General features: G+C 67.2%; 27 protein-coding genes. 9 read left to right on the top strand and 18 right to left on the bottom strand.

All coding sequences use genetic code 11. The features are described 5' to 3' along the window. Positions 1–18: 18 nt before the first annotated feature. The 6 genes from ACZ1H8_RS13835 to ACZ1H8_RS13810 form a co-directional block, all read right to left on the bottom strand. Positions 19–408 (bottom strand): hypothetical protein, encoded by a 390-nt coding sequence (locus tag ACZ1H8_RS13835; protein WP_465177752.1) that lies wholly within the window; start codon positions 406–408, stop codon positions 19–21. Between the two features lie 25 nt (positions 409–433). Continuing rightward, positions 434–1,534: a DNA cytosine methyltransferase gene (locus ACZ1H8_RS13830; RefSeq protein ID WP_465177751.1), complete on the bottom strand. Its 1,101-nt coding sequence runs from the start codon at positions 1,532–1,534 to the stop codon at positions 434–436. Positions 1,535–1,961: 427 nt separating this feature from the next. Further along, on the bottom strand, positions 1,962–2,249 hold the full coding sequence (locus ACZ1H8_RS13825; RefSeq protein ID WP_465177749.1) for a hypothetical protein: 288 nt from the start codon (positions 2,247–2,249) through the stop codon (positions 1,962–1,964). A 112-nt stretch (positions 2,250–2,361) separates the two neighbouring features. Next, positions 2,362–3,459: an HlyD family secretion protein gene (locus ACZ1H8_RS13820; protein WP_465177748.1), complete on the bottom strand. Its 1,098-nt coding sequence runs from the start codon at positions 3,457–3,459 to the stop codon at positions 2,362–2,364. 199 nt (positions 3,460–3,658) lie between these two features. Next, on the bottom strand, positions 3,659–5,314 hold the full coding sequence (locus ACZ1H8_RS13815) for an MFS transporter (protein WP_465177747.1): 1,656 nt from the start codon (positions 5,312–5,314) through the stop codon (positions 3,659–3,661). Beyond that, positions 5,311–5,790 carry a MarR family winged helix-turn-helix transcriptional regulator gene (locus ACZ1H8_RS13810; protein ID WP_465177746.1) on the bottom strand — a complete coding sequence of 160 codons (480 nt, stop codon included), beginning with the start codon at positions 5,788–5,790 and terminating at the stop codon, positions 5,311–5,313. Before ACZ1H8_RS13810 ends, ACZ1H8_RS13815 begins: the two co-directional genes overlap by 4 nt. A gap of 189 nt (positions 5,791–5,979) precedes the next feature. Here ACZ1H8_RS13810 and ACZ1H8_RS13805 point away from each other — a divergent pair, with 189 nt between their 5' ends. Genes ACZ1H8_RS13805 through ACZ1H8_RS13795 form a run of 3 tightly spaced genes read left to right on the top strand, consistent with a single transcriptional unit; the run spans position 5,980 to position 8,177 of the window. Continuing rightward, positions 5,980–6,501: an EF-hand domain-containing protein gene (locus ACZ1H8_RS13805; RefSeq protein WP_465177745.1), complete on the top strand. Its 522-nt coding sequence runs from the start codon at positions 5,980–5,982 to the stop codon at positions 6,499–6,501. A gap of 52 nt (positions 6,502–6,553) precedes the next feature. Beyond that, on the top strand, positions 6,554–7,531 hold the full coding sequence (locus tag ACZ1H8_RS13800; RefSeq protein WP_465177744.1) for a cation diffusion facilitator family transporter: 978 nt from the start codon (positions 6,554–6,556) through the stop codon (positions 7,529–7,531). After that, entirely contained in the window at positions 7,524–8,177 is a 654-nt protein-coding gene (locus ACZ1H8_RS13795; protein WP_465177743.1) for an HAD hydrolase-like protein, read from the top strand. The genes ACZ1H8_RS13800 and ACZ1H8_RS13795 overlap by 8 nt, the downstream gene beginning before the upstream one ends. Positions 8,178–8,184: 7 nt before the next feature. On the opposite strand, the gene ACZ1H8_RS13790 is transcribed toward ACZ1H8_RS13795, so the two are convergent. Then, a complete protein-coding gene (locus ACZ1H8_RS13790) occupies positions 8,185–8,904 on the bottom strand; it encodes a cupin domain-containing protein (RefSeq protein WP_465177742.1) in 720 nt (239 codons plus the stop codon). 60 nt (positions 8,905–8,964) lie between these two features. Between ACZ1H8_RS13790 and tgt the strand changes: the two genes are divergently transcribed. Beyond that, positions 8,965–10,101, top strand: a complete 1,137-nt coding sequence (gene tgt / locus ACZ1H8_RS13785; protein ID WP_465177741.1) for a tRNA guanosine(34) transglycosylase Tgt — start codon at positions 8,965–8,967, stop codon at positions 10,099–10,101. A 205-nt stretch (positions 10,102–10,306) separates the two neighbouring features. On the opposite strand, the gene ACZ1H8_RS13780 is transcribed toward tgt, so the two are convergent. Beyond that, the gene (locus tag ACZ1H8_RS13780) at positions 10,307–10,537 is read right to left on the bottom strand and encodes a hypothetical protein (protein WP_465177740.1); all 231 of its coding nucleotides are present in this window, start codon (positions 10,535–10,537) and stop codon (positions 10,307–10,309) included. 86 nt (positions 10,538–10,623) lie between these two features. Between ACZ1H8_RS13780 and ACZ1H8_RS13775 the strand changes: the two genes are divergently transcribed. Next, positions 10,624–10,770 (top strand): ATP-binding protein, encoded by a 147-nt coding sequence (locus ACZ1H8_RS13775; protein ID WP_181402008.1) that lies wholly within the window; start codon positions 10,624–10,626, stop codon positions 10,768–10,770. A 125-nt stretch (positions 10,771–10,895) separates the two neighbouring features. Here the strand turns inward: ACZ1H8_RS13775 and ACZ1H8_RS13770 are convergent, their stop codons facing one another. Next, the gene (locus tag ACZ1H8_RS13770) at positions 10,896–11,276 is read right to left on the bottom strand and encodes a hypothetical protein (protein WP_465177739.1); all 381 of its coding nucleotides are present in this window, start codon (positions 11,274–11,276) and stop codon (positions 10,896–10,898) included. Between the two features lie 297 nt (positions 11,277–11,573). Here ACZ1H8_RS13770 and ACZ1H8_RS13765 point away from each other — a divergent pair, with 297 nt between their 5' ends. The 3 genes from ACZ1H8_RS13765 to ACZ1H8_RS13755 are packed head-to-tail and all read left to right on the top strand — an operon-like array spanning position 11,574 to position 13,737. Further along, positions 11,574–12,797, top strand: a complete 1,224-nt coding sequence (locus tag ACZ1H8_RS13765; protein WP_465177738.1) for an acyltransferase family protein — start codon at positions 11,574–11,576, stop codon at positions 12,795–12,797. Continuing rightward, a complete protein-coding gene (locus ACZ1H8_RS13760) occupies positions 12,794–13,432 on the top strand; it encodes a hypothetical protein (RefSeq protein WP_465177737.1) in 639 nt (212 codons plus the stop codon). The genes ACZ1H8_RS13765 and ACZ1H8_RS13760 overlap by 4 nt, the downstream gene beginning before the upstream one ends. A gap of 11 nt (positions 13,433–13,443) precedes the next feature. Further along, a complete protein-coding gene (locus tag ACZ1H8_RS13755; protein ID WP_110151791.1) occupies positions 13,444–13,737 on the top strand; it encodes a winged helix-turn-helix domain-containing protein in 294 nt (97 codons plus the stop codon). 41 nt (positions 13,738–13,778) lie between these two features. Here ACZ1H8_RS13755 and recN read toward each other — a convergent pair whose 3' ends face one another. The 7 genes from recN to ACZ1H8_RS13720 form a co-directional block, all read right to left on the bottom strand. After that, positions 13,779–15,440, bottom strand: coding sequence for a DNA repair protein RecN (gene recN, locus ACZ1H8_RS13750; protein WP_465177736.1), 1,662 nt, complete (start codon positions 15,438–15,440; stop codon positions 13,779–13,781). Between the two features lie 130 nt (positions 15,441–15,570). Next, positions 15,571–17,493, bottom strand: a complete 1,923-nt coding sequence (gene uvrC, locus ACZ1H8_RS13745; protein WP_465177735.1) for an excinuclease ABC subunit UvrC — start codon at positions 17,491–17,493, stop codon at positions 15,571–15,573. Positions 17,494–17,650: 157 nt separating this feature from the next. Continuing rightward, on the bottom strand, positions 17,651–18,283 hold the full coding sequence (locus tag ACZ1H8_RS13740) for a F0F1 ATP synthase subunit B family protein (RefSeq protein WP_465177733.1): 633 nt from the start codon (positions 18,281–18,283) through the stop codon (positions 17,651–17,653). Further along, positions 18,276–18,767, bottom strand: coding sequence for a F0F1 ATP synthase subunit B family protein (locus ACZ1H8_RS13735; protein ID WP_465177732.1), 492 nt, complete (start codon positions 18,765–18,767; stop codon positions 18,276–18,278). Before ACZ1H8_RS13735 ends, ACZ1H8_RS13740 begins: the two co-directional genes overlap by 8 nt. Positions 18,768–18,819: 52 nt before the next feature. Continuing rightward, positions 18,820–19,047 carry a F0F1 ATP synthase subunit C gene (locus ACZ1H8_RS13730; RefSeq protein WP_044330387.1) on the bottom strand — a complete coding sequence of 76 codons (228 nt, stop codon included), beginning with the start codon at positions 19,045–19,047 and terminating at the stop codon, positions 18,820–18,822. Positions 19,048–19,094: 47 nt separating this feature from the next. Beyond that, positions 19,095–19,877, bottom strand: coding sequence for a F0F1 ATP synthase subunit A (locus ACZ1H8_RS13725; RefSeq protein ID WP_181402009.1), 783 nt, complete (start codon positions 19,875–19,877; stop codon positions 19,095–19,097). Between the two features lie 39 nt (positions 19,878–19,916). Further along, positions 19,917–20,234, bottom strand: coding sequence for an AtpZ/AtpI family protein (locus tag ACZ1H8_RS13720; RefSeq protein ID WP_110151778.1), 318 nt, complete (start codon positions 20,232–20,234; stop codon positions 19,917–19,919). A 190-nt stretch (positions 20,235–20,424) separates the two neighbouring features. Between ACZ1H8_RS13720 and radC the strand changes: the two genes are divergently transcribed. Next, positions 20,425–21,105, top strand: a complete 681-nt coding sequence (gene radC, locus ACZ1H8_RS13715) for a RadC family protein (protein ID WP_465177731.1) — start codon at positions 20,425–20,427, stop codon at positions 21,103–21,105. 95 nt (positions 21,106–21,200) lie between these two features. Here the strand turns inward: radC and ACZ1H8_RS13710 are convergent, their stop codons facing one another. Beyond that, the gene (locus tag ACZ1H8_RS13710) at positions 21,201–21,755 is read right to left on the bottom strand and encodes an EF-hand domain-containing protein (RefSeq protein WP_465177730.1); all 555 of its coding nucleotides are present in this window, start codon (positions 21,753–21,755) and stop codon (positions 21,201–21,203) included. A 247-nt stretch (positions 21,756–22,002) separates the two neighbouring features. Then, positions 22,003–22,284, bottom strand: coding sequence for a hypothetical protein (locus ACZ1H8_RS13705; protein ID WP_465177729.1), 282 nt, complete (start codon positions 22,282–22,284; stop codon positions 22,003–22,005). Positions 22,285–22,392: the final 108 nt, after the last annotated feature.

The following is a 22,392-nucleotide window of genomic DNA, read 5'->3' as shown; positions in this document are numbered from 1 at the left end:
GACCCTAACCTTTGCCACTCAGTGCCTCTCCTGCTCGTCCCGCAGGTTCGCTGTGGCGACCAGGACGACACTCATCATCTCGCCAACCGAGAAATGCTCCAATAGTCGGATCACCGTCCAGTACCTAGCACACAGATGATTGTCGGTCGCTGCATCCCGTGACCCATCCCCTTCTAGCATTGCCGCCCACCAACTGCTGTTGAATGCAGAAACTCTCCCGTGCTCCGGGCAACCGTGCCAGAAACAACCGTCGATGAATACCGCCAAGCGGTGCCGGGGGAAGGCAATGCCAAAGGGAGCCGGGCTCGACCAAAACGGGTAGTGCATCCGCAAGCGCTCACCGAAACGATGAGGACATCGACGTAGGTCCAGCTCCAGGCAAGTGTCACGCGAGAGCTGTCGGCTCATCCTGCGGAAACTGCTGTTAGTTTGGTCAGCATTCGACCGACAGATCGAGCGCTGCCCGGAAACCACGGGCGAGCTCGGTGATCATCAATGGCGGGACCGCATTGCCGATCTGCCGGGCTAGCTGGGTCGAGTTCCCTATGAAGACGTACTCGTCCGGGAATGTCTGCAGCCGCGCCGCTTCTCGGGGTGTAATAGACCGATCCTGATCAGGGTGCGCGAAACGACCCTTGGTTACGTCGGTGCACCCTGTCGTGAGGGTCGGGGCGACGGTCGACCAAGACATGCGTCCGTACACATCTGGAAAGGAACCGTCTTCCGAATGGCAAGCCAGCCGTAGGGCGGGCGGAAGGCTGCGGCGACTGCCACCATCCCTTGGAATCGCCCGTAGCCGCTGGAGAGCCAATGGACTGTGCCGGCGGGCGCGGTGCAGCGGATCGGTCCGGGATTGCTCGCCTGGGCCGAGCGGGGAGAGATCGCCGATAGCCTCCAGCACCGATTTGCGCGGGGCAGAAAGGTCAAGCGCCTTGAACAACTCAACCGCCTCGCGGCAGCGGGAGGCCAGCATGATGCAACGTCGGCGTCGCTGGGGAACGCCGAAGTCTGCGGCATCCCTGACCAGAGGGCCCGAGAGGTGGTAGCCAAGCCCGGCCATCTGATCCGTGAGCTCATGGAGTATCGCCGAGTGCCGCGGGGAAGCCAGCCCAGGAACGTTCTCGAAGAATACGATGCGCGGTTGGATGAGCTCCAGCAGCGCAACCGAGCGCACAATCAGCTGATCGCGGCTGTCAGCTTTTCCACTCCTGTTCTGACTGCTGAAGGGCTGGCAGGGCGCACAGACGACCATCAGGTCTACCGGGGCATGTCCTATTGCCACTCCCAGTCGGGCACCGATGCCCTCGTCGCGGATGTCCTCCTCGAGCAGGACGACCTCAGGATGGTTCGCACGGTACGTTCTCGCCGCGACAGGGTCGTTGTCGACGGCTGCAAGGATTCTCCATCCCGCCACCTTGAGCCCGGCGGTCACGCCGCCCGAGCCACAAAAAAGATCAATTACCGTACCAGTCACGGCTGCATGACTTAGCCGGTCGTTGTCGCATTCGGGAATAGGTAAAATCGAGCAGTCCATTCTTCGTGAGCCAGCGACCTCTACGTCACCCCTTTCGACCGTAGGGTCGAGGTGCGCGTACCGATACTCGCTGGGCGATCTTTGAAGTTGCCCGCGGCAGTGTCGCTGCGGATCACGCTCAACCCGGATCCCGCCGGGGGAGAAAGGCGCTCGGCATGGGGCTGTCAGCCTGCCGCCCGTTCAATCAGCCGGGTCAGCTGTCATACAACCGCCGGTGCGAGACCGCGGCCACGTGCTTCGACTGCTGCCTGAGCCAGGAAATCCTCGATGGCGGCAACGGAGTGCTGACGACATAGGTTCTGGGCTTCGACTTTGGTGAGGCAGTCGAGTCCGTGCCCGAACTAGCGTGCCAGAGGTCTTCGAGGTCTTGGCCATATTCATCCCTTAGCATATCGGCCATGTCGACTAGAGCCGTCCAGCCGGCATGTTACCGCCCCGACCTCCGCAAGACCTCGATCACCCGCCCATCCGCGTCTGCCACCTGAAGCGAAACCCCGGACCCGCGGGTGGCGCTATCGAGAAACCACACCACGCCATCCTCGGTGTCCGCAACATCCCAGACTACCAGCGGCGTCTCCGCCCAGAAGCCATCCCCCGCCAGAGCCTCCCGCGCAATCTCCAGCACCTGCGCCTCCGTCAGCCGCGCCTCGGGCCGTTTCGGCGCGGGCGCGAAGCCGATCAGGCCGGCCGCCCAGTTCAGGAAACGCCGTGTCATCGCCGACAGCTTCTACGCCCGATCCGCCGAACCACCGACAGCAATCGCAAGCGCCGCAGCCCCGGCCGCCCCGCCGGCGATCAGCCCACCCGACCAACCCCCACCCCGTCCCTCACTCCGTATCCACCCGCACCACCACCGACAGCCCAGGCCGCAGCTGCTCCACCCCCGCCTGGCCCGGATCGATCGCGATGCGCACCGATACGCGCTGGGCGATCTTGATGAAGTTGCCCGCGGCGGTGTCGCTGCGGATCACGCTGAACTCGGATCCCGTCGCGGGGGAGATGCGCTCGACCTTGCCGGTCAGCTTGCGCCCGCCCAGCGCGTCGACGCTGAACGTCACGGGAAGGCCGACGCGGACATTCTTCATCTGCGTCTCCTTCAGGTTCGCGACCACCCACAGCTGATCGGGGACCAGCGTCGTCATCTGGGTGCCCACCGCCACCTGCTGGCCCTGGCGCACGGTCACCTCGCCCAGCCGGCCGTCGCGCGGGGCGCGGATGCGGGTATTGTCCAGGTCGATCTGCGCCAGCTTCAGCTTGGCCTGCGCATTCTCCACCGCCGCCTCCAGCGATCCGCGGCCCACCACCGCGCTGGTCACGCCGGTTTCGGCCACGCCTTCGGATGCGCGCGCCTGGGCCAGCGCCGCCTCGGCCGACAGGCGCGCGGCGCGCACCGTGTCCAGCTGGTTGCGCGTCACCCATCCTTCCTTGGCCAGCTTCTCGAACCGCGCCGCCTCGGACCGGGCACGCGCCAGCTCGGCCTCGGCGCCGGCGATCGTCGCCTTGCGCTGCGCCACGTCGCCGCGCGCGCTCGCCTGGGTCTGGCTGCTGTTGGCCAGCGCCACCTGTGCCGCGTGCAGGTCGGCGGTCGCCTGCTCCACCCGCTGGCGATAGATGCGGTCGTCGATCGTCGCCAGCACCTGGCCGGCGCGCACCGTCTCGTAATCCTGCACCGCCACCTTGGTGACATAGCCCGTCACCTGCGGGCTGATCACCGTCACCTGGCCGCGGACATAGGCATTCTCGGTCCGCTCGGTATCGCCGGCGAAGGGCGGCAGCTCCCAGGCGCGCAGCACCAGCAGCACGCCGGCCAGCGCGATCAGCACCAGCGCCACCCGCCATGCCAGCCGGCCATAGCGCCGCTCCTCGTCGGGCGTCTCGCGCTCGGGCCGGTCGGCCGCCGCCGGAGCCGCGGGCGCAGGGGCCACTGGCGGTGCCGGGGATGCAAGGGGCACCGGCGGCACTGCCTGTGCCACGGGCTCGGGTGCGGTTGTGGGTGTAGGCACGGGCGCGGGCACGGCCGCGGGCCTCTCCCCTGCCCCTGGCTGGGCGGGGGTCGGGGCCGGTGTCGCGGGCCGGGGTGCGGGCGCGGGCGCGGGAACGGGGTCGGTCGGTTCGCTCATGGTGTCAGTCCGTGGGTTTGGCCGCGGCCGGCGCGGGGCGCCGGCGCAGATGCTCGAACGCCATCCACACCGCGCCGATCGCGGCGATGACGGCAATCATCTGGAAGATATCGTTATAGGCGAGCGCCGCTGCCTGCTGCGCCACCTGCTGCTGGAGCAGGGCAAAGCCGCTCGCCTGGCGCAGCGCGGGGTCGCCGATCGTGTGGGCATAGGCGCCGCCCAGCTGCTGCAGCCGCTGCACCACCAACGGGTCGCCCGCGCCGATCGTCTCGGCCAGGTGGTTGGCATGTTCGCGCGCGCGGATCGTCTCGACGCTGCCGACCAGCGCCGATCCGGCCAGGCTGGCCAGGTTCTGCATGGTCGAGAAGGCGACGATGAAGCTCACCATATGCCGCGCGCCGCGCGCGATCAGCGGCCCGAAGCCGAGCAGCAGCGTCGGCCCGATGAACAATGCCGCGGCAAAGGCGAGCAGCGCCTGGCTCAGATACAGGTTCTGCGGCCGGGTCAGCACCGATGCCTGGCTGTCGATCGCAGCACCCACTGCGATCATCGTCAGCGCGATCGCGATCGGCAGGTACAGCCGCTGCAGATTGACCGTCAGCGCGCTGGCCAGCGTGCCCGCCGCGCTCGCGACCAGCACGATGGTGAACAGCCCGTGGAGCTGGTCCGGCCCCACCCCCATCGTCTGGAGGAATCCGACCGCGCCGGTCACCTGTTCGGACAGCACGATGCGCACCACCAGGATCGCGAACACCATCCGCGCAATGTCGCCGGTGGTCACCCATCTCAGGTCGATCAGCGGGCGCTTGCGGCCATGCTCGATCAGGAAGCTCGCGGACAGCAGCACGATCGCCCCGACCAGCGCCCATCCGATCCACGCCGCCTCGGTCCACCACAGCACCCGGCCCAGCCCCAGCACCGCGCACAACAGGCCGATGCCCGGCGCGAACAGCGCGACCGTCAGGAAGTCGAGCGGCTGGAACACCTTGAACCGCTCCGACAGCGGCAGCCGCAGCGCGAAGACCGCCGCCAGCGACAACAGCGCCAGCCCAAGCTCGAGCCAGTGCACCCCCTGCCAGCCATGGAATTCGATCAGCGCGGGCGAATAGAGCCGCGCCGCGGGCGCCGAGATGCCGGCCAGCCCCACCGCCAGGATCAGCCCCTTGATCCGGTGCGCCGGCGGGAAGACCTGCATCATGTACAATATGCCCAGCGTCGACAGTCCGGTGGCACAGATGCCCGCGATCGCGCGCGCCACCAGCAACGTCTCGAAATCGGGTGCCAGCAGGTGGCCCAGCGTCACCGCGACGAACGCGACCAGGATGATCTCGCTGAACAGCCTCAGCCCGAATTGCTGGCGAAACCGCACCAGGAGGAGGTTGGCGGTCGCGTTGGTCATCACGAACAGCACCGGCGCCCATGCCGCCTCGGCCTGGGTCACGCCGTAGCTGCCGGCCAGGCTCTGCTGGTTCGCCAGGATCACCGCCGCGCCCAGCCCGCCGGTCAGCGTCACCAGCGTGCCGACCGCGGCATAGGCCAGCCGCAGCCGCAGCGGATGGTCGGGCGTCGCCGGCGATCCCGCCAGCGTCGGCCGCTCATGCGGCTTCAGCGTGGCGACATAGGCCTCCCAGTCGTCCGGGCTGCGCGAACGGTCGCTCATCCGATCGTCCTCGACCGCGCATTGGTCCCGCCGCACCGCGCCTCGATCTCGCCCAGCACCCGCACCGCCGCCTCGACATCGGCCGGCGGCAAATCGCCCAGCAGCTCGATCCGCAGATCGGCCAGCGCCGCTTCCATCCGCTCGGCCAGGTCGAAGCCGCTATAGGTGATGTGCACCTCGTTCGCGCGCCGATCGCCCTCGACCCCGCGCCGGTAGACGAAGCCCAGCTTCTCGGCCTGGTCCAGCGTGCGGACCATCGCGCCGGGATTCACGCCGATCGCATCCGCCAGTTCCGACTGCCGCATCGCCGCCTGCTTGCGCCCCAGCAGCACCAGGACCAGCGCCAGCGGCAGCGCCAGGCCGAACCGCTCCAGCGCGCGCGTGATCTCCTGCGTCCAGGCCCGGCGCGCGGGCTGGAGCGAGCTGGTCAGCGCGAACAGGCTCGACTCGAGCGGGCTGGAACTAGGTTTCGACATGAAACGCATTTATGCCGCCATACGAGATAGTTCAATAGGCAATGATTGCCTATTGAATAGGATTTTTCTTACGGTCGGTTTCGGACCGGTTCGTGCAGAACGGTTCGCCACGCAATCGCCACACAGTAACGCTGTTAGGGTGGCGCAGTGTCCGCGATTCCGCCGGCCGCCACGGAGTTTCCCTGCCCGATGCGTCTCATCCCCCTCCTGGCCGGCCTCCTCCTCGCCGCGCCCGCGCTCGCGCAGACCACTCCCACCCCGCCCCCCGCCACCCCCCTCCCCGGCCAGCGCCCACCCCAGCCGACACCCACGATCATCGTCGAGCCTGTCGCAATGATGATCGCCGCCTTCGACCGCGACGGCGACGCCCGCGTCACCCGAGCGGAGTTCGAAGCCGGGCTCGAGGCAAGCTTCAAGGCGGTCGACACCGCCGGCCGCGGCTCGCTCAGCTATATCGGCTTCTCCGACTGGGCGCTGATGTGGCTCGGCGATCGCAACGCCCTGCCCGGCGCGTTCGAGGTCGATACCGATGGCGACAACCGCATCACCCTGGGCGAGCTGCGCGCGCGATTCACCTTGTTCTTCAATCGCTTCGATGCCGACAAGGACGGGGTGATCGTCCGCTCCGAACTGGTCACCGTGCGCACGCCGCAGGCGCTGCCCGATCGTGGCCAAGGCGGCCGCGGCGGCGGCCGGCGCCGCCTGCAATAAATGCGATCCATGTCCTAGCATCACCCGCCCCCGACCCGCTAAGACTCGCGCGATGGCAGCGCATCACGACCACAGCCACGCCCCCGCCGATTTCGGTCGGGCCTTCGCCATCGGCACGCTGCTCAACCTGGGCTTCGTCGCGATCGAGGGCGCGGCCGGCTTCATCTTCGACTCGGTCGCGCTCCTCGCCGATGCCGGGCACAATCTGTCCGACGTCCTCGGCCTGCTGATTGCCTGGGGCGCCGCCGAACTGGCCAAGCGCCCCGCCTCCGCGCGCTACACCTATGGCCTGCGCAACTCCTCGATCCTCGCCGCGCTCGCCAATGCGCTGCTGCTGCTGGTCGCGGTCGGCGCGATCTCGCTCGAGGCGGTCCAGCGGCTCGGCAACCCGCCGCCCGTCCCCGGCGGCACCGTCATGCTCGTCGCCGCGGCCGGCATCCTCGTCAACCTGACCACCGCCGTCCTGTTCATGCGGGGCCAGCACGACCTCAACGTCCGCGGCGCCTATCTCCACATGATGGCCGACGCCGCGGTCTCCGCCGGCGTGGTCATCGGCGGCGCCATCATGCTGGCGACCGAAGCGGCATGGATCGACCCGGTCATCAGCCTGGTGATCGTCGTCGTGATCCTGTGGAGCACCTGGGGCCTGGGCCGCGAATCGCTGCGCCTCGCGCTCAACGCCGTCCCGCCCGGCATCGATCCCGACCAGGTGCGCGCCGCGCTCGCCGCGCTTCCCGGCGTCACCCGCGTCCACGATCTCCACATCTGGCCGATGAGCACGACCGAGGCGGCGCTGACCGCGCACCTCGTCATGCCCGGCGGCCATCCCGGCGACGATTTCCTCACTGACCTCCAGCACCGGCTGGCGCACGACTTCCGCATCGACCACACCACCGTCCAGATCGAACTGGGCAACGGCGCCGAGTGCCGGCTGCACGGCGACGGCGCGGACTGCGCCTCGATCAAGGCCGCACCGCACGCGCACAGCCACGGCCACGGTCATGACCATCACGGACACAAGCATGACTGACCGCCCGCCGGTCCGTCTCGTCATCTTCGATTTCGACGGAACCCTGTCGGACAGCGGTGACTGGTTCCTGTCGGTGATCGACGACCTCGCACGCATGTTCCGCTTTCGCACCGTCGCGCCCGACGAGGTGAAGATGCTGCGCCACAAGACCTCGCGCGAGGTGATCGAGTATCTCGGCATCGCGCGGTGGAAGTTGCCGCTGCTCGCCTGGTATGTCCGCCGCCTGGTCGGCCGCAATGTCGGCCGGATCGAGCTGTTTCCCGGCACCCCCGACCTGCTCGAGCGGATCCGCGCGATGGGCATCCGCATCGCGCTGGTCACCTCGAATTCCGAGGCGAACGCTCGCGGCATCCTGGGCGCCAAGCATGCCGCACAGATCGAATGCTTCGCCTGCGGCTCGTCGCTGTTCGGCAAGGCGCCCAAGTTCCGCAAGGTGCTGCGCCGCCTCGGCGTCGACCCCGCCCACGCACTGGCGATCGGCGATGAGACGCGCGACGTCGATTCGGCGCGCGAGGTCGGCATGCAGGTCGGCTCGGTCCTGTGGGGCTATGCCGCCGAGGAAGCGCTGGCCGACGCCCGGCCCGACGCGCTGTTCCGCGAGCCGCAGGACATTCTCGACTATCTCGAACGCCAGCAAGCCGGCTGAGCCCCGCTCAGTCGAAGTGCAGCGCCAGCCAGACGGTGGCGCGATCCTTCGCGGTCCAGGTCACCCAATGCTTCTGCCCCGCCGCGATCCGCAGATGATCGCCCGGCCCCAGCTGGACCTCGGCCGAATCCTCGATCCGCAGCCCCGCGCGGCCTTCGAGCACGACCACCCATTCGTCGCGGTCCTGAACCATCGGCGCGTCCGCCGGCGTCGCCTGGCCGCGTGACACGATCCGCTCCAGCCGAAAGCCGGGCCGGGTCAGCAACTCAGCGAAATCCTCGTCCGGCTTCGCGGTTGGCAGCTTCGTCAGCAGGTTCGCGACCTCGGGCTTGAAGCGCGGCTTGGGCGGCGGCGCCGGTTTCGGCTTGGGCTTAGCAGCGGCTTTCTCGCTGGGCGCGGACGCTGCCTTCGCCTTCGGTTTCGCCGGAGCAGGCTTCGCCTTCGACCTCGCCGCCGGCCGCGCCTTGGTCGTCGCTTCCGACGTGCTCCAGGTCGCCCGGATCGCATCGCGCAGGAATCCCTCGATGTCGTCCGCGCTCGCGGTCATCGCGCCATCCGCGACCCCGAACACCGGCTGGCCGTCCGCGTCGTGCAGCGCATAGCAGCCGAAATCGCCGCCCGGTTTGCGGCGGCGCGACTTGACCAGGCGATAGCCGCGGTGCCGCGCCATCTCGCGCAGCGCCGCGTCGCGCGCCTTGCCCTCGTCCGGTTCGCTCCCGCCTGCCATGCCGCCTCCAACGCCTGCCCCCAAGTTGCGCTCCGCGCCCGAACGGGGCAAGGGCCGGCCATGGCTCCCCGCTTCGACTTCACCATCCACGCAACCGACGGCAAGGCGCGCCTCGGCGAAATCGCGATGCGCCGCGGCACGATCCGCACGCCGGCCTTCATGCCCGTCGGCACCGCCGCCACCGTCAAGGCGGTGAAGCCGCAGGACGTGCGCGCCAGCGGCGCCGACATCCTGCTCGGCAACACCTACCACCTGATGCTGCGCCCCAGTGCGGAGCGCGTCCACCGGCTGGGCGGGCTGCACAAGTTCATGGGCTGGGACCGGCCGATCCTGACCGACTCGGGCGGCTATCAGGTGATGAGCCTCTCCGAGCTGACCAAGCGCAATGAAGAGGGCGTCTCGTTCAAGTCGCACCTCGACGGCACGAGGCACATGATCAGCCCGGAGCGGTCGATGGAGATCCAGCGGCTGCTGGGATCGGACATCGTCATGGCGTTCGACGAGCTGGTCCCGACCACCTCGACCCGCGAGGTACGCGGTGCGGCGATGGAGCGGTCGATGCGATGGGCGAAGCGCTCGCGCGACGCGTTCGACGCGGGCGACGACCATGCCGAGAGCGCCGCGCTGTTCGGCATCCAGCAGGGCGCGCTCGACCAGGATCTGCGCAAGGAGAGCGCCGACGCGCTGCTCGACATCGGCTTCGACGGCTATGCGGTGGGCGGTCTGGCGGTGGGCGAAGGCCAGGAAGCGATGTTCGGCGTGCTCGACTTCGCGCCGGGCCAGCTCGACGCCACCAAGCCGCGCTATCTGATGGGCGTGGGCAAGCCCGACGACATCGTCGGCGCGGTCGAGCGCGGCATCGACATGTTCGATTGCGTGCTGCCGACCCGGTCGGGCCGCACCGGCCAGGCGTTCACCCGCACCGGCCCGATTAACATCCGCAACGCGCGCTTCGCCGAGGATACCGGCCCGCTGGATCCGGCATGCGCCTGCCCGGTCTGCGCGACGTCGAGCCGTGCCTATCTTCACCATCTGGTCCGCGCAGGCGAGATCCTGGGCGCGATGCTGATGACCGAGCATAATCTCTATTTCTACCAGGCGCTGATGGCAGACCTGCGCGCGGCGATCGGCGACGGCACGCTGACCCGCTTCGCAACCGCGTTCCGCGCCGACTACCTCGCCAAGCCGGACAGCTGAGCGCGCCTAAAGCTTGCGTTAACCATCGACCGCTTCGACGCGGTACAGCGGCAAATCCGGAGGCGTAATCCGCGGCTGGCGCCGAAAGTCATTTCTGCCCGGTGATCGTCGACGGGTGTCTGCCGCGCGCGCCCGTCCCTCATATATCGAGCGGAGCGTGCGATCGGTGTCCCAACGGCAAAGATGCCCGCCATCGCCGACCGGTCTATCCCGACCTGCCAGCCACGGCGTTCAAACCGGCTCTCCCAACCATCGTCAGCAGCCATCCCATCAGCACCGCCGCGACGATCGCTGACACGATGACGATGACCGGGACGAACGGGTCGATCCTGCCGCAGCCATCATCGATATAGCAGCTCGAAAACAAACGTTCGAAGGACAGCCACGCCCAGACAGGAGCGGATATAAGCGATATCGCGATGATCGGCTTATACATACCCGACATTATGACTTATCTCTCCGATCCATGTGATTGTCTTTCGACCCACGAGCCAGTTTGATCGTCATCTTGTTGCATATCGGTTGAAGCGAAGCCAGGAACTTCGAAAGATCATCACGGGCATCGGTCTGACGATCGCCCAGGCGCAGGCGCGCGCGACCGGCGGGGAGTTGGCGGTCAGCAATCATCCTGACGGAGGCCTGCTGGTCCTGTTGCGGCTGGCGAACTAGCCAAGCCGGTCTTCCCACTCCAGGTCGATCGCGGCGAGAACTCCTAGAGCGCATCCCCGGACCCTGAACGCAAAGGGCCCCGCCGTTGCTGGCGAGGCCCTCCTGCGTATCGCCCTGGGGCGAGATTAGCGGCGATAGCCGCCGCGGCGGTGGTCGCGATCGTTCTTCTGGATGCGGATGCGGCGCTCGAGGGCGTCGAAGCGGCGATCCAGGTCGCGACGCTCGGCCATGGTCAGACCGGGGCGCGAGGCGCGGTAGCGGTTCTCGAGACGCGAGATCTCGCGGAACTCGTTGCGCAGGCGGGCAGCCTCGGGGCGGGTCAGCGCGCCGGAGCGGATGCCCTGGTTGATGCGGTTCTCGATCCGGGCCTGGCGGGCATTGATGTTCTGCCATGCGCCGCCCTGGGCGTAGCCATAGCCCGGCGCGGGAGCCGCTGCCATGGCGGTGGCGGGGATGGCGGTGGCGGCGATGCCGAGGCCGGCGAGCATCAGGGTGAACTTCTTCATTGTGTGTCTCCTCACTCAATACTGAACCGCCTTTGCGGTCGAATGACGGTATCGAACGCCGATGTCGCGGACTTGTGCCGCGCGACCGGTTTTTCTGTCGCAAGGTGTGTCGGGAGCGAGCGCTTCGTTCAGCTTGATCCGCGAAACCCCGAGAATCCGCGCTTTGTGCGCCGACGCACCAACGCGCTGAATCATGTAACGATAGACCAGTTTGTATTTTAAACCTGTTGATGTATACTGGGAGTCGCTCGGTGCCGCGCCGATCGACTGCGCGATCCCGGGATATGGGAGACCGCAATGATCGAAACTGTCCGAAATCCCGCGACACAGCGGGTCCATGCGCTGGACGCGGTACGCGCCGGCGCACTGATGCTGGGGGTGGCGTTCCATGCCAGCCTGTCCTTCCTGCCCGGCCCGCAGATCTGGGTGGTGCGCGACGTGCCGAGCGACGCGGTGGCGACGTTCGGCTTCGTCACCCACCTGTTCCGCATGACCTTGTTCTTCGTCATCGCCGGCTATTTCGGCCGAATGCTGGTCGAGCGGCGCGGCGTCGGCGGGTTCGTGCGCAATCGCGCGACGCGCATCCTGGCGCCGCTGATCGCCTTCTGGCCGCTGATCATGGCGGGTCTCGTCGCCTGCTTCGTCTGGGGGGCCGCGACGATGAACGGCGGCACCCTGCCGGTGAACGCCCCGCCCCCGCCGCCAATGACGCTGGCAACCTTTCCGCTGACCCATTTGTGGTTCCTCTATGTGCTGCTGCTCTTCTACGCCGCGGCCCTGGCGATCCGTGGGCTGGCCGGAGCGGTCGATCGCCGGCATCGGCTCTCCGGACCGATCGACGCAGCGATGCGCGCGCTGGTCGCGACCCCGATCGGGCCGGTCGCGCTGGCTGCGCCGCTGGCGGTCGCGCTGACCGCATTGCCGGTCTGGTTCGGCTGGGGCGGGATCCCCACGCCCGACACCGGCTTCGTGCCCAATATGGCGGCGCTCACGGGGTATGGCGTCGCCTTCGGCTTCGGCTGGCTGCTGCAGCGCCAGGCAGTGCTGCTCGATTCGTTCAAGCGCTGGTGGCCGATCCATCTGGTGGCGGCCGCCCTGCTGACGATCGCCTGTATCGCCCTGCTCGGCCAGTCGTCACCGATCGTCCCGGTGGCCGGAAGGTCGCACAAGACGATCTATGCGATCTGCTATGCGCTGGCGGTGTGGAGCTGGACCTTCGGCCTGATCGGCGCGGCGCTTCGCTTCCTGACGCGGGAGCGGCCGGTGGTTCGCTATCTCGCCGATGCTTCCTACTGGGTCTATATCGTCCATCTGCCGGTGGTGATGGCGATGCAGGTGCTGGTGTTCGCGCTTCCCCTGCCGGCACTGATCAAATGGGCGCTCGTGGTTGCCGCGTCTTCCCTTATCCTGATCGCCAGCTATCACCTGCTGGTTCGTCACAGCTGGATCGGCGCGTGGCTGAACGGACGCAAGCTGCCCTGGCGTCGGCAGGCGGCGGCACTGGAGATGCAGACGGCATGAGGGACCCGACCGAACGCGCGCGCGACGACCTGGCCTTCGTGCGCGCGCTCGTCTCCGAAGGCGGCCAGGCGCAGGCGTCGCTGGGGCGCGCGCTGGTCGCCGGCGGCCTGTGCTACGGCCTGCAATGCATGGCACAGTGGCTGTTCGCGCTGGGCGTGCCCGCGCCCGACTGGCTTCAGCTTGCGGTCGGCGCGCTGCCCACGGTGATCTTCATCACGCTGCTGATCGTGTTGATGCAGCGCGACAAGGCGCAGAGCCAGCACGGCGTCGCGACCCGCGCGCTGAACGCCGCGTTCGGCGGTGCCGGCCTTGCCGCGATGACCACGTCGATCGTCTTCGGCTATGTGTCGTGGCGACTGCAGCAGTTCACCATCTTCCTGTTCCACCCGATGATGGTGTGCGTGGTTCAGGGTACCGTCTGGTACATCGCCTTCGCGATTCGGCGGCGCGGCTGGCTGGGGCTCGTGTCGGCGGGCTGGTTCGGGGCCGCGATCGGGCTGGGCCTGTTGCTGGGCAGCGGGGACGCCGCGCTGATCCACTGGTTCGTACTGCTGATGGGGCTTGCGCTGCTCGGCCTGATGGCGCTGCCCGGCTGGGTCCTGATGCGCACCGCCCGCGCACCCGCGCTCGGTTGACGACCCCGGCCATGTCCGCTTTCGATATCGGTCAGATCGACGACGTGATCCACGGGCGCATGCGCCTGGGGATCATGGCCTATCTGGCCGATGCCGAGGCCGCCGACTTCAACGAGCTGAAGGCGCTGCTCCAGGCGACGCAGGGTAATTTGTCGGTCCATCTGCGCAAGCTGGAGGATGCCGGCTATATCGAGATCGAGAAGAGCTTTGCCGGACGCAAGCCGCTGACCCGAGCGCGGATCACGCCGTCGGGGCGCGCGGCGTTCGCGGCATATCTCGAAGCGCTGGGGAAGCTGATCGGGTGAGATCCCCTTGCCCCCGGAGCCGCAGGCTCCCGGCGAGGAGATTAGGCAGGTTCGATCAGTCGCTTCGCCTGGGCGCGGGCTTCTTCGGTGATCTGGGCGCCCGACAGCATGCGGGCGATTTCCTCGCGGCGCTGGGCGGGGTCGAGCGGGGTGACGCCGGTGCGGGTGACGAAACCGTCATGGCTCTTCGCGATCAGCAGGTGGCGGGTGCCGCGGGCGGCGACCTGGGGGCTGTGCGTCACGACCAGCAACTGCGCAGTGCCGGCCAGGCGCGCGAGGCGATCGCCGATCGCGCTGGCGACCGCACCGCCGACGCCGCGATCGATCTCGTCGAAGATCAGCGTGCGGGCGCCGCCTTCCTCGGCCAGCGCGACCTTCATCGCCAGGATGAAGCGCGACAGTTCGCCGCCCGATGCGATCTTCATCAGCGGGGCGAAGGGTGCGCCGGGATTGGTCGATACCTCGAACTCGATCCGGTCCATGCCGGCGGCGCTCCACTGCGCCTCGGCCATCGGCTCGATCATGGTGCGGAAGCGCGCGGCGTCGAGCTTGAGCGGGCGCAATTCGGCCTCGACCGCGGCATCGAGCCGGACCGCGGCCTGGCGACGATGGTCGGACAGCGCCCGCGCCGCGTCGAGATAGGCGGCATGCGACTGGCGGACCGCCGCCTCCAGTTTGGCGATGCCCGCGCCACCGCTCTCAAGCCGGTCGAGCTTCGCGCCCAGTTCCTCGGCGAGCGCAGCCAGATCGTCGGGCTGGACCCGGTGCTTGCGCGCCACCCCGCGCAATTCGAACAGGCGCGCCTCGTCCGCCTCCAGCGCATTGGGATCGAAGGCAAGCGCCTCGGCGGTACGATCGACCGCGTCCTGCGCCTCGCTCGCCTCGTTCAGCGCGCGGTCGACCGCGGCCAGCGCTTCGGCAAGTGTCTCATGATCGTCGGATACGCGTTCCAGAATTCGCGCCGCCTGACGCAGCCGGGCAAGTGCGCCGTCTGATCCCTCGAGCAGTTCGGCGATCCCCTGAAGCTCGCCCGCGATCTTCTCCCCACGCTGCATCGTCGCGCGGCGATCGGCCAGTAGTTCCTCCTCGCCCGCCTCGGGCGCCAGCGCGCGCAGTTCGGCAACGGCATGTTCCAGCCATTCGCGATCGCGCTCGGCCGTGTCCTGCTCGGCCCGGGCAACCGCCAGCGCCTCCTGCGCATCGCGCCACGCGCGATGGGCAGCCGCAACCGCACCGGTATCGGCGCGCGCGAAACTGTCGAGCAGCGCGCGGTGGCCGCGCGGATTCAGCAGGCCACGATCGTCATGCTGGCCATGGATCTCGACCAGATGGACGCCCAGGTCGCGCAGCAGCCCGGCCGATGCCGGCTGGTCGTTGACGAAGGCGCGGCTGCCGCCATCCGCCTTGACGATGCGGCGGACGATCAGCGGCTCGCCGGCGTCGAAGTCCAGTCCGTTCTCGGCCATCAGCTCGGCAACGGCGCCGGTCGAGGGCAGGTCGAAACTGGCGGTGACGACTGCCTGGGTCGCACCCTGGCGGACCAGGCTGCTCTCTCCGCGTGCGCCGAGTGCCAGGCCGAGCGCGTCGAGCAGGATCGACTTGCCGGCGCCGGTCTCACCGGTCAGCACGCCCAGTCCCTCGCCGAATTCGAGGTCGAGCGCCTCGATCAGCACAACGTCGCGAATGGAAAGCGCGGTCAGCATGCCGCGCCTTCATACAGGAACGGGAAGGGAACGGAAGCTGCCTTGTGCGTGCCGGTGGCGTTACGGCTTGATACCGTAACGCGCATAATCCTCGTCGATCCGCGGCGACATCATCCGGGCTCCTCTCGGATCAGCGGGCATGGAAGAAGTCATGCAGTTGCTGCGCCATCGCCTTCGACACGCCGGGTGCGCGCTGCAGGTCCTCCAGGCTGGCGGCGCGGACGGCGCGGGCGGTGCCGAAATGCATCAGCAGCGCCTTCTTGCGCGCCGGGCCGATGCCCGGCACCTCGTCCAGCGGGCTGGCGCCGATCGCCTTGGTCCGCTTCGCCCGGTGCGCGCCGATCGCGAAGCGGTGCACCTCGTCGCGCAGCCGCTGGAGATAGAACAGCACCGGCGAGTTGACCGGCAGGGTGATTTCGCGGCCGTCCATCAGGTGGAACACCTCGCGCCCCTCGCGGCCATGATCCGGCCCCTTGGCGACGCCGACCAGGCAGACATCCTCGATCCCGAGAGTCTCGAGCACGCCCATGACCGCGTTGAGCTGGCCGCGGCCACCGTCGATCAGCACGAGATCCGGCCAGTCGCCCTGGGTCCGGTCGGGATCCTCGCTCTGCGCGCGGCTGAAGCGGCGCTCGAACACCTCGCGCATCATGCCGTAATCGTCGCCGGGGACGGTCTCGGCACGCTTGATGTTGAACTTGCGATACTGGTTCTTGATGAAGCCCTCGGGCCCGGCAACGACCATCGCCCCCAGCGCATTGGTGCCCTGGATATGACTGTTGTCATAGATCTCGATCCGCTGCGGCGGCTCGGGCAGTTCGAACAGGTCGGCGACCTCGGCCAGCAGTCGTGCCTGGGTCGTGCCCTCGGCCAGACGCCGGTCGAGCGCCTCGACTGCGTTGCGCTTGGCCTGGTCGAGCAGGCGGCGGCGCGGGCCGCGCTGGGGAACGCCGATCGCCACCTTGTGCCCTGCCCGTTCGGCCAGCGCCTCGGCGAGCAGCTTCGCATCCTCCAGGTCGCGGTCGACGAAGATCGTGCGCGGCGGCGGCACCTCTTCATAGAATTGCATCAGGAAGGCGGAGAACACCTCGTCCTCGGGCACGTCGTTGGTGTGCGCGGGAAAGAAACTGCGATGCCCCCAATTCTGGCCGCCGCGGATGAAGAAGGCCTGGATGCCCATCGTCCCGCTCTTGCAGGCGAGCGCGAAGATATCGGCGTCGCCGACGCCCTCGGCGTTGATCGCCTGGCTGCCCTGGATGAAGGTGAGCGCCTTCAGACGGTCGCGCAGCACCGCGGCCTGCTCGAAATCGAGTTGCTCCGCGGCAGTCTGCATCGCCTCGCCCAGCTTGGCCTGGACCTTGGTCGACTTGCCCTGGAGGAAATCTCGCGCGTCCTGCATCAGCTCGTCATAGCCGGCCGGATCGATGCGACCGACGCACGGCGCCGAACAGCGGCGGATCTGGTACAGCAGGCACGGTCGGTCGCGCGTCGCGAAGAAGCCGTCGGTGCAGGAGCGCAGCAGGAAAAGCTTCTGCAGCGCGTTGAGCGTCTTGCGCACCTGCCCTGCCCCGGCGAACGGACCGAAATAGTCGCCCTTCGCTCGCCGCGCGCCGCGATGGAGCTGGACGCGTGGATATTCATGATCGCGGCGCAGCAGAATGAAGGGGAAGCTTTTGTCGTCGCGCAGCAGGACATTGTAGGGCGGGCGATAGCGCTTGATCAGCTGAGCCTCGAGCAGCAGCGCCTCGGCCTCGCTGTTGGTGGTGACGATCGTCATGCCGCGCGTCTGCGCCACCATGCGCTGAAGCCGCTTCGACAGGCGCTGGACTTGGGTGTAGTTGTTAACCCGGTTCTTCAGCGCACGCGCCTTGCCGACATAGAGAACGTCGCCGCGAGCATCCTGCATGCGATAGACGCCGGGACGCGCCGGCAGCGTCTTCAGCACATTGCGAATCGCGGCGACGCCGGCGTCGAGATCGGGTGTCTCGCTGCCGCGCACCGCGTAGGTCGCCTTTTCCTCATTGAATCGATTGGGGGAATTGGGATCGGACATGCCCGGCTGATTTAGGCATGGACGCGCCCCACGGCCAGCGCCGCAGCGACTTTTCCGGCAGATCCCTATCCTCGGTGGCATGAGCCAACGAAAAAGGGGCGAGACGGCATCCCGTCTCGCCCCTTTTTTTCCAGGCCCGCCGAAGCGGATCGGAGGATCAGTTGATCCGACCGAGCCCGGCAATGGTTCGATCGACCAGCGCCTTGTCGGCGGCCGCGCCATGCTTCTCGGCGATGATCGCCGCGGCAGCGCGGGTCGCCGCGTCGGCAGCGCGGGCACGGACCTCGGCAATCGCCGTACGTTCGGCAGCGGCGATCTTGTCCTCGGCCATCTTGGCGCGGCGTGCGGTCAGGTCCTGCGCATCGGCTTCCGCCTTGGCGATCAGCGCTGCAGCTTCCTGGTCGGCATGCTGCAGCATCGCCTGGGCCTCGGCCTCGGCGCCGGCGATCTTCTTCGCATATTCGTCGCGCAGCGCCTCGGCTTCGGCGCGCAGCGCCTTGGCTTCGTCGAGCCGCGCACGGATCGCCGCGATCTGGCCGTCAAGCCCGCGGGTGATCAGACCCGGCACCTTCTTCCAGATCAGGATGCCGATGAACACCGCCATCGCGATCGAGACCCAGACGGTCGCATCGAGACCGAACACCGACGGATCGGGATGCTCCTCGCTCGGGCCACCATGCTGAATCGTGACGGCGTGCGCTCCGGTGTCAGGTACGGGCATGCCCTCGCCCTTCTTGGCCTCGCTCAGATTCTGCGCGACCGTATCGGCCGCAACCTGCGGATTAGCCATGGAGCACCGCCTTCACTGCCTGCTGCGCCTCGGCTGCGGTCACGGTCGTTCCGGCGAGGCGGGCGACGATGTCCTGAGCGGCTTCGGCTGCGACGGTTTCGATCTGCGCGGCAGCGGCGGCGCTTGCGTCCGCAATCTGTGCCTCGGCAGCCGCCACCTTTGCCTCGATCTGCGCATTGGCCGCGGCAAGCGTCTTCTCGCTTGCAGCCGCACCGGTCGCCCGGCCCTCGGCCACGCGCTTCTGGGCAGCTTCGCGCGCCGCATTCTCGCGAACGCGCCACGCTTCTTCCTGCGCATCGGCGGCAGCGCGGGCGGCTTCGGCGGCGGCCAGATCGTCGGCGACGGTCTTGTCGCGCTGATCCACCGTTGCCTGGACCTTGGGCGCCATGCCCCGGCCAATGACGAAGAAGACGATGCCGAACGTCAGCAGCAGCCAGAAGAGCTGCGACGCGAACGTCTCGGCGAGCTGTGAGATCTGAGGCATTTCTATCCTGTCTCGATGCGGGCCGGGACAAGCCCGGCCCGAACGGAGAATGTTAGGCGACGAAGATCAGGATCATCGCGACGACGAACGCGAGCAGACCGAGAAGCTCGGCGGCCGCGAAGCCGATGAACAGGCGGCCCTGCTGGCCGTCAGCCGCGCCCGGATTGCGCAGCGCGCCCTCGAGGAACGAGCCGAAGACATTGCCCACACCGATGGCAGCCATGCCGGCGCCGATTGCCGCGAGACCTGCACCGATCAGCTTTGCTGCTTCTGCGTCCATTTCAATTCACTCCTGCGTGTATTTCGGTTGGTAGATAATCTGGAAACTCAGTGCAGATGCTCGGCGTCGTGGATGTACAGCGACGTCAGCAGTGCAAAGACATAGGCCTGGATACCGGCGACCAGCACTTCAAGTGCGGAAACGCCGACCATCAGCACGAAGCTGGGAACGCCGACCACGCCGCCCCAGATCGGGCTGGCATTGGCCGAGTTGATGACGAAGCCCGCCAGCACCTTGAGAAGGATGTGCCCGGCGATCATCGCGACGAAGAGTCGCAGGCCGAGGCTGAACGGGCGGAAGAGGAACGACACCAGCTCGATCGGGAAGATGATCAGCACCATCGGCAGCGGCGTGCCCTTGGGCACGAACAGGCTGAAGAAGTGCAGGCCATGCTTCCAGAAGCCGACGATCAGGACGATCGAAAAGCTCATGATCGCCAGCGCACCGGTGACGGTGAAATGGCTGGTGAAGGTGAAGGGGTGGACGCCGAGGATGCCCAGCGGCAGCAGGCCGAGCAGGTTGGCGAACAGGATGAACATGAACAGCGAGAAGATGTAGGGGACGTACTTGCGTCCGCCATGGCCGATATTGTCGTCGACCAGCTTCACGACGAAGCCGGTGAAGTTCTCGACCAGCATCTGCCAGCGACCCGGCACCTGCTGCCGCTTCATGCCACCCAGCATGAAGGCCCACAGCACGATGACGGCCGCGACCATCCACAGCGCCGAATTGGTGAAGGCGATCTGATGGCCGGCAATGGAGAAGCCGTCCCAGATCGTCTGCACCTCGAACTGGTGCATCGGGTCGATCTTGCCTGATTCAGCAGCCACGTGCGATCCGTTCCGTCCTGTAACCAAAGCGCCCGAAGGTTACTTCGAGCGCTGGTTTGAAATCCTGATGATGTTCCTGAAAGCACTGGCGATTCCGAGGAAAAGCAGCACCAGCAGGAGCCATGGCGAGGTTCCCAGCCAATAGTCGAGCGCACCGCCGACCACGGCCCCTCCGACCATTCCCCCAATCAGTTCCGCCAGCACGCGGTTGCCGAGACGGTATCCGTCGTCGCCCTTGCCCCGTGCCTCGCCGGTCCTGACCGCTTCGTCCGACTTTGCCTGCCGCAGTCTCGCATCGAGCGAGTTGAGGCGGGCATCCTCCTGAAGGGGTTCCGATCCGGGCTCGTTCTCGGCCATTTCACTTCTCCACAAGCCGTTTCCGGCACGGGCCAAGCGCATGCGCCAAGCGGCGAGCCCGCCAAGGCACGCGCGCTTTAGGAAGGGGTGAAGGCCGAGTCAACAGCGCATGCCCCGTACGACCGGGTGCCGGCCCTGCCCGCAGCGACGAGCGCATGACGAACCGGAAAAGCTGAGATACATCCGACTCATGTCCGACGCCTCAGATAATAATGGCCATCGCGCGCGCCTGCGCCAGCGACTATTCGAGGGCGGACCGGACGCGCTGCTCGACCATGAACTGGTCGAGTATCTTCTGGCTCTGGCCATTCCGCGCCGCGACACCAAGCCGCTTGCCAAGCGCCTGTTGCAGGAATTTGGCGGCATTGGCGGGCTGTTCACGGCGGATGCGCAGGCGATCGCGCGGATCGAGGGTATGGGGGAAACCAGCGTCGCGGCGCTGAAGGCAGCGCAGGCGACCGCCCTGCGACTGTTGCGCGCGGAGGTGAAGGAGCAGCCGATCCTGTCGAACTGGCAGGCGCTGCTGGACTATCTGCGGGCGGACATGGCGCATCACACGATCGAGCGCGTACGCGTGCTGCATCTCAATTCACGCAATATGCTGATCCGCGACGAACTGATGAACGAGGGTTCGGTCGACGAAGCACCCGTCTATGTCCGCGAGGTGATCCGGCGCGCACTCGAGCTGGGATCGGCAGCACTGATCCTGGTGCACAACCACCCATCGGGCGACCCCTCCCCCAGCCGCGCCGATATCGACATTACCCGCGCAGTCGCGGCCGCCGCGAAACTGCTGAACATCGCGCTGCACGACCATATCGTGATCGGCCGCAACGGCCATGCGAGCCTGAGGGCGCAGGGCCTGATCTGAGCGATCGCAGACGATGCCCCTATAAAGAATGCGGCCGCCGGGGGAGATCCGGCGGCCGCATCGGAGAAAGTCGTTACCCCGTCAGGGCTGCGACATTAGGACCCGCTGGTCTTCGGGGTCAGGAATGCGGTCAGCTCGGTATTCGTCACCGTCGCATTCTTGTCCGAGTCCGCCTGAGCGAAGGCCTGGGTCAGCCACTGCTGGTTGGCCGGGGCCTCGGCCTGGAAGCTCGCATCCGACGCCTTGCGCAGTTCGTTCATCCAGGTGGCGAACTCGGTCTTGTCGAGCGTGCCGTTCTTGTCGGCATCGAACTTCGCGAATTCGGCATTCACCACCTGAGCGACCTGATCCTGACTGGTCGCGGGGCCCTGTGCGGGCTGCGCCTGGGCCGATTGTGCAGGCTGCGAACCCGGCTGTGCCGGCTGGCTGGGCTGCGCCGTTTCGGTCGCCGGCTGGGTCGGCTGCTGCGGGGTTGCCGGCTGAGCGGTCTGCGCCGGGGCCTGCTGACCCGTCACGTCCTGAGCAGGTGCAGTCGAAGTCGTCGTCTGCGCATCCTGAGTCGGCGCAGCAGTATCGGCAGCAGGCGCATCCTGAGCCAGCGCCGGTGAAGCAATTGCGACACTAGTTGCAAGAAGAATATACTTCAGCATTTCCTAATTCCTTTCGCGACTAATTAAATAGATCACGCCGCCGTTCGGTGGGGATCAATGAATGCTCGAACTATCAACTATTCACGATCTCGTAGGTTTCAAGGCTATAGTCACCTCGTCGTCAGATGCCTTCATTTCGTCGCATTTGGCTTGGCCTGTGACATTCAGGTCACGGCGTCAGTCCTGAAAATGAATGCGGCCGCCGGAGGATTCCGGCGGCCGCAATGGTGATCCTAGGATCGACCGGTCAGCGCGGCTTGCGCTTCTTCTTGTGATCGCCGTCCGAATGTTCGGGCGGGGCTGCCGCGGTATCTTCAACAGCCGATGGCTCGGATGGTGCCGGCTGCGTGGTTGCAGCAGCGTCCGCGCCCGGCGCGGGCGTCGCGACATCCGCGGGCGCAGTCTGCTCGGCAGGTGCGGTCGGCGCCTGTTGCTGAGCGGGTGCCGCCGTGTCGGCCGGCTCGGTCGACTGCGCAAACGCAGGAACGGCCATGACAAGCGCCGACGCGGTCAGAATGGATTTCAACATGATATGCTCCCGTAGCTCACATGCGCCTACCCCGACGCATGCCCATTACCCCTGCCGCAGTGTCGAACCAGGACGATAAGCCTGCCGTTCCCTGTTTCCCAGCCGGCT

The organism is Sphingomonas sp. BL-S-25, assembly GCF_055521555.1.
Note: the sequence above shows the minus strand (reverse complement) of the source record. Positions and strands in the feature narration are given on the sequence as shown.